The sequence below is a fragment of the Flavobacterium sp. UBA4854 genome, from assembly GCF_002399805.1.
In the GTDB taxonomy this organism is placed as follows: domain Bacteria; phylum Bacteroidota; class Bacteroidia; order Flavobacteriales; family Flavobacteriaceae; genus Flavobacterium; species Flavobacterium ginsengisoli.
Window position 1 is genome coordinate 1 of the sequence record NZ_DHEI01000083.1, and the last position, 14,912, is coordinate 14,912.

Annotated in this window: 11 protein-coding genes; 6 read left to right on the forward strand and 5 right to left on the reverse strand. The window is 32.2% G+C overall.

Going from position 1 to position 14,912, the window contains the following annotated elements; all coding sequences use genetic code 11:
- Positions 1–252 precede the first annotated feature (252 nt).
- Positions 253–2,043: an ABC transporter ATP-binding protein gene (locus B3J44_RS11465; RefSeq protein ID WP_286968562.1), complete on the forward strand. Its 1,791-nt coding sequence runs from the start codon at positions 253–255 to the stop codon at positions 2,041–2,043.
- A 102-nt stretch (positions 2,044–2,145) separates the two neighbouring features.
- Here the strand turns inward: B3J44_RS11465 and B3J44_RS11470 are convergent, their stop codons facing one another.
- Entirely contained in the window at positions 2,146–3,315 is a 1,170-nt protein-coding gene (locus B3J44_RS11470) for a proline dehydrogenase family protein (protein WP_286968563.1), read from the reverse strand.
- A gap of 249 nt (positions 3,316–3,564) precedes the next feature.
- Between B3J44_RS11470 and aroB the strand changes: the two genes are divergently transcribed.
- The 5 genes from aroB (at position 3,565) to recQ (ending at position 10,087) form a co-directional block, all read left to right on the forward strand.
- Positions 3,565–4,632 (forward strand): 3-dehydroquinate synthase, encoded by a 1,068-nt coding sequence (gene aroB / locus B3J44_RS11475; RefSeq protein ID WP_286968564.1) that lies wholly within the window; start codon positions 3,565–3,567, stop codon positions 4,630–4,632.
- A 304-nt stretch (positions 4,633–4,936) separates the two neighbouring features.
- Entirely contained in the window at positions 4,937–6,340 is a 1,404-nt protein-coding gene (locus tag B3J44_RS11480; protein WP_198855620.1) for an arginine decarboxylase, read from the forward strand.
- Positions 6,341–6,438: 98 nt separating this feature from the next.
- Positions 6,439–7,407, forward strand: a complete 969-nt coding sequence (locus tag B3J44_RS11485) for a deoxyhypusine synthase family protein (RefSeq protein WP_057117936.1) — start codon at positions 6,439–6,441, stop codon at positions 7,405–7,407.
- Between the two features lie 8 nt (positions 7,408–7,415).
- Positions 7,416–7,832, forward strand: coding sequence for a DNA primase (locus B3J44_RS11490; protein ID WP_198855618.1), 417 nt, complete (start codon positions 7,416–7,418; stop codon positions 7,830–7,832).
- Positions 7,833–7,972: 140 nt separating this feature from the next.
- Positions 7,973–10,087, forward strand: a complete 2,115-nt coding sequence (gene recQ, locus B3J44_RS11495) for a DNA helicase RecQ (RefSeq protein ID WP_286968565.1) — start codon at positions 7,973–7,975, stop codon at positions 10,085–10,087.
- Between the two features lie 134 nt (positions 10,088–10,221).
- On the opposite strand, the gene B3J44_RS11500 is transcribed toward recQ, so the two are convergent.
- The 4 genes from B3J44_RS11500 to B3J44_RS11515 form a co-directional block, all read right to left on the reverse strand.
- Positions 10,222–10,737: a DinB family protein gene (locus B3J44_RS11500; RefSeq protein WP_286968566.1), complete on the reverse strand. Its 516-nt coding sequence runs from the start codon at positions 10,735–10,737 to the stop codon at positions 10,222–10,224.
- Between the two features lie 10 nt (positions 10,738–10,747).
- A complete protein-coding gene (locus B3J44_RS11505) occupies positions 10,748–13,333 on the reverse strand; it encodes a phosphoenolpyruvate carboxylase (RefSeq protein WP_286968567.1) in 2,586 nt (861 codons plus the stop codon).
- 92 nt (positions 13,334–13,425) lie between these two features.
- Complete coding sequence (locus B3J44_RS11510; protein ID WP_008468989.1) at positions 13,426–13,905, reverse strand: Lrp/AsnC family transcriptional regulator; 480 nt, start codon at positions 13,903–13,905, stop codon at positions 13,426–13,428.
- Between the two features lie 77 nt (positions 13,906–13,982).
- Positions 13,983–14,912, reverse strand: a 930-nt coding sequence (locus B3J44_RS11515) for a M14 family metallopeptidase (RefSeq protein ID WP_286968568.1), incomplete at its 5' end; no start/stop codon positions are given.

Consider the following 14,912-nt stretch of genomic DNA (forward strand, 5'->3'; position numbering starts at 1 on the left):
GTTGCTATCGTTTGTGATTGCGAGTGCAAATATACAGCTAGATTTTATATTTCCAAGTGTTTTTTTGAAAAAAGTAAAAAAAAGATCTAATAAAATTTTTAGAATTCTATTTATCAATGAATTAAAAATGAGTAAAAATGTATATTTTTTAAAATTTAGTTAAAAATTGAATGCCTTGATACTAAATGAGGATATTCTTTTTGTAATCATTTGCTATAGTTATACCTTTGCGTACCTTAATTGTATATTCAAATGGCAAGATTTCAAGAAAATGATTTACCTAAAGCTAAATTAAACTCTAACTCCCTTCAAAAAGCTCTCCGAATTTTTAAATATGCTAAAAACCACAAATGGAAATTCTTCCTTGGTTTGATCTTCTTATTCTTAACAAGTGCCACTGCCCTAGCCTTTCCTAAATTAATGGGAATGTTAGTAGATTGTGTTACCAATAAAGACCTTTCAAAGGCAAATGAAATAGCTCTTGGTTTAATGGTAATTCTAGGACTTCAGGCTATTTTCTCTTTTTTTAGAATTTCATTGTTTGTGAATTTTACCGAAAACTCGCTTTCAAACATTCGTTTTGCTTTATATGAGAATTTGATAAAATTACCAATGTCATTTTATTCGCAAAAACGCGTTGGAGAACTTAATAGTAGAATAAGTGCTGATATTTCGCAATTACAAGATACATTTAGTACGACTATTGCAGAGTTTTTACGTCAGTTTATTCTAATTATTGGAGGTTTTATAATTTTAGGAAGCATTAGTCCAAAATTAACTTTAATGATGTTAGCAATTGTGCCTGTTGTGGCGGTTGCTGCTGTAATCTTTGGAAGATTCATTCGTAAATACGGAAAAAAAACACAAGATAAAGTTGCTGAAAGTCAAGTTATTGTTGAAGAAACATTACAAGGAATTAGTAATGTAAAAGCATTTGCTAACGAATGGTACGAAATTCAACGTTATAAAAACAAGATTAGAGAAATTGTAAAAATTGCCATTAAAGGTGGTCAATACAGAGGTTACTTTGCTTCATTTATTATTCTTTGCCTTTTCGGATGTGTTGTTGCTGTTGTTTGGTACGGAATTACACTAACAATTAAAGGAGAAGTTGAGGGTGTTGGTGATTTAATTTCGTTTGTATTGTATACTACTTTTATTGGAGCTTCTTTTGGCGGAATTGCAGAAATGTATGCGCAGATCCAAAAAGCAGTTGGCGCAACAGAACGTGTTTTTGAATTATTAGAAGAAACTCCTGAAGAAATTAATGCTAAACCAAGACTTTCTGCAGTTGAAAAAATTAAAGGAAACGTGTCTTTCAATAATGTTGCTTTTAGTTATCCTTCAAGAAAAGAAGTTCAGGTTTTAAAAGATGTTAATTTTACTGCCGAATTTGGACAAAAAATTGCAATCGTAGGACCAAGTGGTGCAGGAAAATCTACTATTTCTTCTCTTTTATTACGTTTTTACGACATAACTTCTGGACAAATATTAGTTGATGGCAAGAATATTCAGGATTATGACTTAGAAGATCTTCGCGGAAATATGAGTATCGTTCCTCAAGACGTAATTTTATTTGGAGGAACAATTAGAGAAAATATTGCTTACGGAAATCCGAATGCTACAGAAGAAGAGATTATCACCGCCGCAAAACAAGCCAACGCTTATAATTTTGTGGATGGTTTTCCTGAGAAATTTGAAACTTTGGTTGGAGAACGTGGCGTTAAACTTTCTGGAGGTCAGCGTCAGCGTATTGCAATTGCGAGAGCATTGCTTAAAAATCCAAGTATTTTGATTTTAGATGAAGCTACATCGTCTTTAGATAGCGAAAGCGAAAAACTAGTTCAAGAAGCTTTAGAAGTGTTAATGGAAGGAAGAACAAGCATTATCATTGCTCACCGTCTTTCGACAATTAGAAATGCAGATAAAATTCTAGTTCTTGACAACGGAAAAATTTCAGAAGAAGGAACGCACCAAGAATTAATAAACTTAGAAAACGGTATTTATAAAAACTTGAGTAATTTACAGTTTAGTAATTCATAAAAGGATCTAAACTCCGCTTAATAGATAAAAAAAAACTCCAATCAAAAAAGATTGGAGTTTTTTTTTATCTATTAAGTGAGACAGAAAACAGAAAACTAAAAATTATTTTCCTTTTCTTCTCTTGCGTTCTGCTTTAATCATAGATAATTCGCGACTTGTTTGCCCAGCAACCGAAGTGTTTTCTTCTGCACGACGAATCAAGTACGGCATAACATCTTTTACAGGTCCAAATGGTAAGTATTTAGCATCGTTATAGCCGTTTTCTGCTAAGTTGTAACTAATATTATCACTCATTCCATATAATTGTCCAAACCAGATTCTAGAATCATTTTTAGCGATTCCTTTCTCTGCCATCATTTCCATTAATTTGTATGAACTTAATTCATTATGAGTTCCTGCAAAAATGGCCATTTTGTCAATATGCTCTAACATATATTGTACAGCATTATCATAATTTACATCTGTAGCTTCTTTAGAAACGCAAATTGGAGAAACATAGCCTTTTTCTTCTGCTCTTTTGTTTTCTTTTTCCATGTAAGCGCCACGAACCAATTTCATTCCGATATAGAAACCTTCAGTTTTTGCAACTTCGTGAATTTTTTTTAAATAATCTAAACGATCCCAACGGTACATTTGTAAAGTATTAAATACAATTGCTTTTTCTTTATTGTATTTACGCATCATGTCGGTAACCAAATCATCAGCAGCATCCTGCATCCAGCTCTCCTCACCGTCAATTAATAAAGCTACATCTTTTTTATGCGCTTCACTACAAACTTTATCAAAACGAGCTACTACTCTATCCCATTCTGATTGTTCTGCTGGGTTAAGAGTTTGTTTTTCTCCTAATTTTTCATATAATTCGAAACGGCCTAAACCAGTTGGTTTAAAAACTGCAAATGGAATTGCCAAACGTTCTTTAGCAAAATCGATTGTTCTTAAAGTCATTTCTAAAGCGGCATCAAACTGCTCTTCTTCTTCTTTTCCTTCAACAGAATAATCTAAAACTGAAGAAACTCCTTTTGTAAACATTTTGTCTACAACAGTAAGACAGTCATTTTCGTTTACACCACCACAAAAATGGTCAAAAACAGTTGCACGAATTAATCCTTCTACTGGTAAATGAGCTTTAATTGCAAAATTAGTTACAGCTGTACCAATTCTTACAAGAGGTTCACTGTCAATCATTTTGAAAAGGAAATAAGCTCTATCAAGCTCTGTGTCGCTTTTTAGTGAAAACGCAACTTGAGTGTTGTCGAATATCTTTTCCATTAAGTTTTATTTTTTATGCAAATATAGAGAGTGTTTTGAATATTCTTTATCAAACGGCATCAAATTTTTGTATATTGTTAATAAGAATGTCAAAAGCATAAATTTATGAAGTAAATGTTTACTACTTAAAAGAATTTTATCTTAATTTTAAAGAAGCAAACCCGCATTTTACACAAATTAGCCTTAAAGTTTGAATATTATTAAGGTAAAAATGCCTTATTTTTGCGCTTTAAATTAACTAAAAGAACTATGCAATCTATTCAAGCCAATAATTATCTCGTGCATTTTAATGAGAATGCTTACGAAGCTTTAAATAAACATTTAAGAGAAAGTAAATATTCTAATATATTTATAATTGTTGATGATCAGACTAATGAATATTGTTTATCTAAATTTATTCCGCTTTTAGAAACTGATTTAGCAATAGAAATCATAGAATTTGAAGCTGGAGAAGCAAACAAAAATATAGAAACCTGTATTGAGATCTGGAATATCTTGACAGAACTTGGAGCTGATAGAAAATCGCTTATTATTAATTTAGGAGGCGGTGTTGTTACAGACTTAGGCGGTTTTGTTGCTTCTACTTTTAAAAGAGGCGTAGACTTTATTAATATTCCAACTACATTATTATCTATGGTTGATGCTTCTGTTGGAGGAAAAACAGGTGTTGACTTAGGAAATCTTAAAAATCAGATCGGAGTTATCAATGTGCCGCAAATGGTTTTAATTGATACACAATATTTGGAAACTTTGCCACAAAGCGAAATGCGTTCTGGTCTAGCAGAAATGCTAAAACATGGTTTAATATATGATGCGCCATACTGGAGACAATTTTCAGATTTAAAATCGATTGTTTTTGATGAACTGGATCAATTGATTTATCGTTCTGTTGAAATTAAAAATGAAATCGTTATTCAGGATCCAACAGAGAAAAATATCCGTAAAGCTCTAAACTTCGGACATACGCTAGGTCACGCTATTGAAGGATACTTTCTAGAAAGTGAAGAAAAAACAACTTTACTGCACGGAGAAGCTATTGCTGTTGGAATGATTTTGGAAAGTTATATTTCGCTACAAAAAGGATTGATTTCTGAAGAAGAATATAGAGAAATTAAAGCAGTTATTAAAGATATCTATGACGATGTATTTTTTGAGGAAAAAGACATTGATCCGATCTTAGAATTGTTAATTCACGACAAAAAAAATGAATACGGTTTAATTCAATTTGCATTGATTGAAGGAATCGGAAAAATAAAAATTAACCAATCCGTTGAAAATAAATTGATTCTAGAAGCGTTTGACGATTATAAATCTTAAACTTTTTTTAATCAAAAGCATTGCATTTGGTATATATTATTTTTTACATTTGCCCCATGAAAACAAACAATCAGCAAAGGCACTTTAGCTCTTACAGAAACAGGCTCAACACTTCTTTATTAAGAATGTTGAATCGTTTTTATAATAGTAAAAGCCCATTTTGTTTTGATGTTTTCCAATGTACAAAAGCGGAGCATGAAAAACTGCCTATTATATTTGCCAATATTAGAGTTTGAATTTAAGATTAAGTCCCCAAAAACCTAAAATTAAATAAAATTACAATCTCTAAAATATTGATAAATAAATGAATACAAAATATTCTGATCTAATAAACCAAACATATTACTTTCCGCAAGAGGAATTTAAATTAAACAAAGACAACCTATTGTTTCACAATATCGATTTAATGAAATTGGTTGAACAGTATGGTACGCCATTAAAGTTTACTTATTTGCCTCAGATTTCTGAAAACATCAACAAAGCAAAAGCTTGGTTCAGAAAGTCGATGGAAAAGAATAAATACGACGCAAAATACTATTACTGTTATTGCACAAAAAGCTCTCATTTTGAATATATTATGAATGAAGCTTTCAAGAATAACATCCATATCGAAACGTCATCTGCTTTTGATGTGAATATTGTTGAGAATTTATTAGAAAATGGTAAAATCAACAAAAGTACATATGTAATTTGCAATGGTTTTAAAAGAGACGAGTACATTAATAACATCGCAAGATTAATTAATAACGGACATAAAAATACTATTCCGATTATTGATAATTACGAAGAGTTAGATTTGCTTCAAGCAGAAATTAAAGGAAAATTCAAAATCGGAATCCGTATTGCTGCTGAAGAAGAACCTAAATTTGAGTTTTATACTTCTAGATTAGGTATTGGTTATAAAAACATAGTTTCTTTCTATAAAAAACAAATTCAGGAGAATGATAAATTAGAGCTGAAAATGCTTCACTTTTTTATCAATACCGGAATAAACGATACATCATATTATTGGAATGAGCTTGTAAAATGTATTAAAGTTTACATTGCTCTTAAAAGAGAATGTCCTACACTAGACGGACTAAACATTGGCGGTGGTTTCCCTATCAAAAACTCACTTGCTTTTGAGTATGATTATCAATATATGATTGATGAAATTATCAATCAAATTAAAATTGCTTGTGATGAAGCTGAAGTTGATGTTCCAAATATTTTTACGGAATTTGGATCATTTACAGTAGGTGAAAGCGGTGGTGCAATCTATCAGATTTTGTATCAAAAACAACAAAATGATAGAGAAAAATGGAATATGATCGACTCATCTTTCATTACCACTTTACCAGATACTTGGGCTATAAATAAACGTTTTATCATGCTGGCTATTAACCGCTGGAATGATACTTACGAGCGGGTACTGTTGGGAGGTCTGACTTGTGATAGTGACGACTATTACAACTCTGAGCAAAACATGAATGCAATTTACCTGCCTAAGTACAGCAAAGAGAAACCATTATACATCGGATTCTTTAATACTGGCGCTTATCAAGAAACAATTGGAGGATACGGCGGTTTACACCACTGTCTGATTCCGCAGCCAAAACACATCTTAATTGATCGTGATGAAAATGGAATTCTGGCAACCGAGGTTTTCTCAGAACAACAGACTTCGGACGATGTTTTAAAGATTTTAGGCTACAAAAAAAAGTTATAAAAAACGGCAGATTAAGTGAAAGAAATTTGTTTAAAATTCTTAATTTGCATTAACATCCAAAAAGGTTAAACTTTTTAATTCAAAAAAAAACAAAAAAAATGAAAGGACCAATCAGTCAGTTTATTGAAAAACACTATTTGCATTTTAACTCTGCTTCATTAGTAGATGCTGCAAAGGCATACGAGCAGCAATTAGCTGATGGTGCCAAGATGCTGGTAAGTATGGCTGGCGCAATGAGTACAGCAGAAATTGGTAAAATTTTTGCCGAAGTAATCAGACAAGACAAAGTGCATATTATTTCATGTACTGGAGCAAACTTAGAAGAAGATATCATGAATTTAGTAGCTCATTCTCACTACGAGAGAGTTCCTAACTACCGTGATTTAACACCAGAAGACGAATGGGCTTTATTAGAAAGAGGATTAAACCGTGTTACAGATACATGTATTCCTGAGCATGAAGCTTTCCGTCGTTTACAAAAACATATTTACAAAATTTGGAAAGATGCTGACGACAAAGGTGAGCGTTACTTCCCTCACGAATTTATGTACAAAATGTTATTGTCTGGCGTTTTAGAAGAATACTACGAAATTGATCTAAAAGATAGCTGGATGTATGCAGCTGCAGAGAAAAATTTACCTATTATCGTTCCAGGATGGGAAGATAGTACAATGGGTAATATCTTTGCTTCATACGTAATTAAAGGAGATTTAAAAGCATCTACCATGAAATCTGGAATTGAATACATGACTTTCCTTGCGGATTGGTATTCTAAAAACAGTTCAAACGGAATTGGATTCTTCCAAATCGGTGGTGGTATTGCGGGTGACTTCCCTATCTGTGTTGTTCCAATGCTATATCAAGATATGGAAATGCACGATGTTCCATTTTGGAGTTATTTCTGCCAAATCTCAGATTCAACAACTAGTTATGGTTCTTACTCTGGGGCAGTTCCAAATGAAAAAATCACTTGGGGTAAATTAGACATCAAAACCCCTAAATTTATTATTGAATCGGATGCTACAATTGTTGCTCCGTTAATTTTTGCATACTTATTAGATTTATAAGATAATTTATGAAAAGAGTTATAGTAGACTACGCTAAACTTACCAACGAAATTTTAAACCTTTTGGTTGAAAAATTTCCTGATGGTTATGATGATTCGGATGTAATCCGTTTTAGAAATGCTAAAAACGAATTGGTCGAAGCTGTTGAAGTTCGTACTGAAGACACTATTTACTTAGTAAAAATTAGTACTAAACTTGCTGACAGAATTGAAAACTACGATGAAGATGACGATTTAGATGTTGATGTAGATGCAATTGCACCAGTTAAAGGTTTGGATCTTGATGATGATATTAGTAACGACGACGATGACGACGACGATGATAATCATGACAAACCAGATACTGACGGTGGTGACGACGATGACGATGATGATGACAAAGCAGACACTGATTATGATGAAGAAGACGAAGATGATGAAGATTAATTCATTTTCTTTTTAATAAATAAAAGGAACTCTATTTGGAGTTCCTTTTTTTATGATACACACAATAAACATAACTAATTTAAATTTTTATTTTTATAGGATTATTTTTACATTTAAATCTTGAATAAAAATATAAGCCTATGACTTCAGAAATTCTACATACCACATTAAAAGAAAATTTTGGTTTCGAAAAATTTAGACCAAATCAAGAAACCATAATTAATACGATATTATCTGGTCAAGATACCTTGGCTATTATGCCAACTGGAGGAGGAAAGTCAATATGTTTTCAGCTTCCGGCTCTAATTTTGCCAGGAATTACAGTTGTAATATCTCCTTTGATTGCATTAATGAAAGATCAGGTTGACAGTTTGAAAACCAACGGAATATCTGCTTGTTACATTAATAGTTCTCAATCATCACAAGAACAGCAATATTATATAGACAACTTAAAATCAAATCATTTTAAATTAGTTTATATCGCTCCCGAAAGTCTTTCTTACTTAGATATGGCTTTCAATGAGTTGAATATTAGTTTAATAGCAATTGATGAAGCGCATTGTATTTCGTCTTGGGGACATGATTTTAGACCTGCTTATACTAATTTAGGATATTTAAAAAGCCGCTTCCCTTCTACTCCAATTTTAGCTTTGACTGCCACGGCTGATAAAGCAACTAGAACAGATATATCCAAACAATTAAATCTTAAGAATCCAAAGACATTTATTGCGTCTTTTGATCGGAAAAATTTAAGTTTAGAAGTTCGCCCAGCTTTAGATCGCGTTAAACAAATAATTGATTTTATTGAAAATAAACCCAATGAGTCTGGAATAATTTATTGCTTAAGTCGTAAAACTACAGAAGAACTTGCCGAAAAATTAAAGAAGAATGGCATCGAGGCAAAAGCCTATCATGCTGGTTTAGATAATGAAACGCGTGCTAAAACTCAAGATCAATTTATAAATGACGACTGTCAAGTAGTTTGCGCTACAATTGCTTTCGGAATGGGAATTGACAAATCGAATGTTCGTTGGGTTATTCATTATAACTTACCAAAAAATATTGAAGGTTATTATCAGGAAATCGGGCGCGCTGGTCGAGATGGTCTTCCTGCAGAAACCGTTTTGTTTGAAAGTTACGCGGATGTAATCCAATTGCAAAAATTTGCTTCCGAAGGATTGAACTCCGATATTCAGCTGGCAAAATTGGATCGCATGAAACAATATGCAGATGCCGTAAGCTGTCGCAGAAAAATTCTTTTGTCTTATTTTGGTGAATTGGTTACAGAGAATTGCGGAAACTGCGATATTTGCAAAAATCCGCCAACTTTTTTCGATGGGACAATTCTTGCGCAAAAGGCGTTGTCTGCTATTGTGCGTTTAAAAGAATCTGAACCGTTGGCTGTTATTGTCGATTTTTTGAGAGGCTCGAGAAACGCGTATATTTACGAAAAAAATTATCAAGAGCTGAAAACGTACGGAATTGGACATGATGTTTCTTGGTACGATTGGAATCAATATCTTATTCAGCTCATCAATTTAGGATATTGTGAAATTGCCTTTCATCAACATAATAAAATTCTGCTTACTTCTTTTGCAAAGAAAGTTTTGTTTGAAGGAGAACAAGTAAAACTGACAACTGTTGTGAAAAAGGTAATTGACAAGAATCAAATAAAAGAAACAAAAGTCAAGACTGAGAAAAACTCGCTTTTTGAAACACTTAGAAAATTGCGTTACGAAATTGCAAAAGAAGAAGAAGTACCTGCTTATGTTATTTTTAGTGATGCTGCGTTAAGGCAAATGGAAATTCTAAAACCTGTAACAGATGAGGAATTCCTTGCTGTTGAAGGTGTTGGTAAAGTGAAACTCGAAAAATATGGAGATGATTTCATAAAAGCAATAATTGAATTTCAGCGAAACAAATCGGTTGTTAAAAAAGAAAAAAAAGATAACACTTATAAAAAAACATTAGAATTATTTCAAGGGGGACTTTCTGTTGAAGAGATTGCAGGACAACGAAATTTAGGAGAAACTACCATTATTTCTCATTTGGCTAAATTATACATTGATGGAAATGATATCGATTTAAGCCAATTTGTATCTGAAGATGAAATTCTGAAAATTGAAAAAGCAAAAATTGAATTAGAAAATCCGAATGCTTTAAGGCCTTACTTCGAATATTTTGAAGAAAAGATGTCTTATGATAAAATTCGATTTGGTTTGGCTTTTTTGGAGAGAAAGAATCAAAAGATATAAAAGAAAGGCTTCGACTCCGCTCAGCCTGACAATGAATAGTGTTTATTGGCGTGTCAGGCTGAGCGGAGTCGAAGCTCTATTTCTAAAAGTAAAAAGCTGTACTTCAATAGTACAGCTTTTTTTATATTCATTTTTTACAAATATCTTTCCTCAAAAACTTTTTGATGATGTTTCTGATGTCCAATCATTACAAAACCTAAAGCACGAACAGAAATTGGATTATTAGATGCTGTACCAATTCTCTTCAACTGTTCTTCTGACAAACTTTTGTAGAATAATAAAGTTGAATGTCTTACAGCTGAAAATTCAGTAAGCAAATCTTGAATGCTTCTCTTATTTGAATCTGTATTGTCTGCATAATCGCTTTCTTCAAAACTTGGTAAAGGCGTTTTATCGTTTCTTGAAAAACGCAAAGCACGATAAGCAAAAATTCTTTCTGTATCAATAACATGCTGAATGATATCTTTGATTGTCCACTTCCCTTCTGCGTAGCGATAATCAAATTTATCCATTGGAATATTTTGCACAAATCGGATAAACTCGTGAAGCGAAATTTCTAATTCTTCAATCAAAATTCCGTCTCCAGCTGCTTTGACGTAGGTTCCAAAATGACCTGAATATTCGTTATCTAATAATTCTGCTGCTTTCATTTTTTATATTTTAAGCTGAATTTCTACTTGCATTAGTGTTTCCAAATAAAGATCTTGTTACGATTTTCTCATAAACTTTAATTAATTCTTCATCAGGAGTTTGCTCTTTATTTAACTCATTGATTCTCAATAAAGCATACTGTTGAATTGTCAATAAAGGTAAAACTATACGTTCTCTAATTTGAATTGAAGCAATACCATCAGGATAATTTTCCATCAAGGTTTTGTGTCCAGCAATTTTCAATAAAAGACGTTTTGTTTCTGAGAATTCATCGTAGATAATCTGCCAGAATTCACCAAATTCAGGATCATTTTTCATATAAGCTGTCAATGGCAGGAAAGATTTTGCTAGTGACATCATACTATTTTCAAGCAATGTTTTGAAAAATAATGAATTATGATACAAATCACTTACTTTATCCCATTGCCCAGATTCTTCAAAATGTTTTAAAGCTGAACCAACTCCAAAGAATCCTGGAACGTTTTGTTTTAACTGACTCCATGAACCCACAAACGGAATTGCTCTTAAATCAGCAAAATCTAATGATTCAGATTTGCTTCTTTTTGAAGGACGGCTTCCAATATTAGTTTTTGAGTAATATTTTAACGTACTCATTTTTTCTAAGTACGGAATAAATTTCGGATGATTTTTGAAGCTTAAATATTTATCATACCCCAAATTAGCTAAATCTGTCAAGATTTGAGTTTCATCTGCAGTCAGTTCATTTTTCTCTTTACTGAAAACTTGATTTGTAACGCCAGCACTCAACAAGTTTTCGATATTATAACGGCAAGAATCTAAAGTTCCAAAATTAGAGCTAATTGTCTGACCTTGAACTGTAATCTGAATTTCGTTATTTTCGATTTTTGGTCCAAGAGACGCATAGAACTTATGTGTTTTTCCACCGCCACGAGCAGGAGGTCCACCACGTCCATCAAAGAAAATAGCTTTAATTCCGTATTCTCTAGAGATTTTGGTCAATGAAATTTTAGCTTGATAAATACTCCAGTTAGCCATTAAATAACCACCATCTTTAGTTCCGTCAGAGAATCCAAGCATGATTGTTTGTTTATTTCCTCTAGACTTCAAATGTTTAGCATATTCTGGATTGGTATACAACTGTTCCATTATAGAATGCGCATTTTGTAAATCGTCTACAGATTCAAAAAGCGGAATAATATCTACAGTTGGTTTTTCCCAATTATTCAAACGAATCATAGCGAAAGTTTCCATCACATTCAAGGCACTTTCGTTATTACTAATAATATAACGATTTGCTCCTTCTTCGCCATTATTTTGCTGAATGGTTTTAATAGCTTGAACAGATTCTAAAGTATATCTTGTAATTTCACTTTCAAAATCAGCCGGATTCAAATTCCCCTTAACTTTCGATAAAACATCAATTTTTTGATCTTCCGTTAATTCGAAATAATTTTTAGGGAAAATATCTGAACCAGAATTCAGATAGTAGTTTACTACATCTTTGAAAACTGCATTATGAATTTTGCTGTTTTGACGAATATCTAAAGTTGCAAAATGAAAACCAAATAAATTGATCTTTACTAAAAGTGCTTCTAATTCATCCAAATATAATGACTGATGTTTCTCAATAATTATAGTTCGGATTTTCTCTAATTGCGTAGATAATTCTTCTAAAGTGATAAAAATATCCCCTTTAGAGTAGAATACAGAACGGTAAAGTTTATGTTCAAGTTCTGCTACTAAAGTGTCTACTCCTGAGAAAGTTAGCTTGCGCTTTAGATTTCTCATTTCTACATAATAACACTTCAAAATTGAAGTTCGCAGACGATCTGCAACTTTAAGTGTAATGTCTGTAGTAACAAAAGGATTTCCATCGCGGTCACCTCCTGGCCAGAAACCAAGTTTGATCAACTGATTTTGAATCGGATTTCCTTCTGCAATATTTTTTTGCAGATAATGTACAATTTCTCCTGCTGTAGCATAAAATACATTTTCTAGGTACCAAATTAAACTTACCGCTTCGTCGTAAGGATTTGGTTTTTCTTTTTGAATAAAAGGAGTTTTTCCTAATTGAGCCAGCAATTGTTTAATCTCCAAAAGATCATTTTTACGAATTGCTTCTGTCAAGTCATTGATAATTCCTAAAACGGGACCAGGATAAAACTGAGTTGGATGCGCTGTTAAAACGGTACGAACGTTGAAGTTTTCTAAGAATTCAATTAATTCGTCATCTTTTTCTTTGGCATCTGATTTTTCTTTAATATCACGAAGAGACCCTCGCCCTTCCATATTATTTACTTCAGGAAAAGCAGCATCTTCAATAGCATCAAATAATACAATTTGGCGCTCTATATATTGAATAAATCGAAACATAAGGTCGATTTTTTCAGCTTCAGAAGCGTTACTTAAGAATTTATTAGAGAAGAAATCTACAATTTCTTTTGGAGTTTCCTGTTTTTTAAAGCCCGTTTCGCAAGTTTCTGTAAATAAAGGAAGTAAAACTCCTGTGTTATCGATAGAATCAAAGGGTAATGTTATAAAAACACTATTATAAATGTGGTATTTTGAGAGAACGTCTTGATTAAAACGCTCAATTTTTGGCAACGTATACATAATCGTGTTATAGTTGGTTGGTTAATTAGTCATAAAAAAACCCCAAGAATAAACTTGAGGTTATATTTTAATATAGCATTCAAGAGAAATTCTTACATATTTTTGAAAATAGTATGCATCAAACGCTTCTTATCGTTAATACTTTCCTCTAATGAAATCATAGTTTCTGTTCTGTAAACACCATCAATATCGTCGATCATGAAGATAACTTCTTTCGCGTGTTTAGTGTCTTTTGCTCTAATTTTGCAAAAGATGTTGAATTTTCCTGTAGTTACAGAAGCTACAGTTACGAATGGAATTTGATTGATTCTCTCCAATACAAATTTAGTTTGAGATGTATTGTTAAGGAAAACCCCAACATAAGCAATAAATGAATAACCTAATTTATCGTAATCCAAGGCTAATGAAGATCCCATGATAATACCGGCATCCTCCATCTTTTTAACTCTAACGTGTACTGTACCAGCAGAAATCAATAGTTTTTTTGCAATGTCAGTAAACGGAACTCTCGTATTGTCTATTAACATATCTAAAATCTGGTGATCTACTTCATCTAAACGAAATTTACTCATAATTGTTTAATTAATATTACTAATTGCTATTACAAAGTATAAAATTATATATAAAAAACAACAAATTCACATAAAAATTAACTTTTTATTAATCCGTTAACAAATTTAACATTTTTATTTAAATAAAAATTTGCTTTCTGACCCATTTTAGGAAGATTTTGGAAATCGTCGGAATATTCTGCGCCTTTTGCATCGTATTCGTAATGTCCAAAATAATTTTCCAACTCGCCTACTTCAACTATGTAAGCATTAAAATGAATCTTATTTTCGATTAATTCTTCTTTGTATTGTGCGACAAAATTCGTAATAATTTCGATACCATCATAATTTATTTTGACATTTTTATACATAAAATCATAAAAAACCACATTATTTTGTGAAATATTCAAATATTCACCAAATCTATTGTCAACTAAATCGTTTTCGAAAATCAGTTTGAAGCTTAAAATTAACGAGAAAAAGATGAATTTCCTAGTAATTTCGCGCTCGTAGTCGCCTGGAAAGTGTCCTGCTTCAAATAAGATAGTTGGAACTCCTAAAAATTGAAAAGTGTCCCCTATACAATTAATATTGAACGAGTCATCAAAACGGCCAACTTGTCCTGGAATGTATTTCTGAAGCTCTTCATTGATTCCAGCAATGATATTTATCGCTTTCAATCTATTATCGTTTACTTCTCTTTCCTCATTATAAGATGGAGCTAAAAAAGAAACTGTTGCTGGTTTTCCGGTTGTGCCTGCTCCAAAGATGGTGCGTTGGTCATGAAGATTAAAACAAAAATCAGGTTTGAATTTCTCAAATACTTCACGCAATACTTTGCTTTCTGGCTGTGATAAGTCTTGTGAATCACGATTTAGGTCTATTTCATTAGCATTTGCACGAGTGTAAAGTCTTGCGCCATCTGGATTAAGGATCGGAATACAGTAAAATGTAAAAGTATCTCGCATTTGCTTTGCAAAATCCGTGTCATCATTTAATAAATTAATGAAATCAAATAAAGCTTTGGT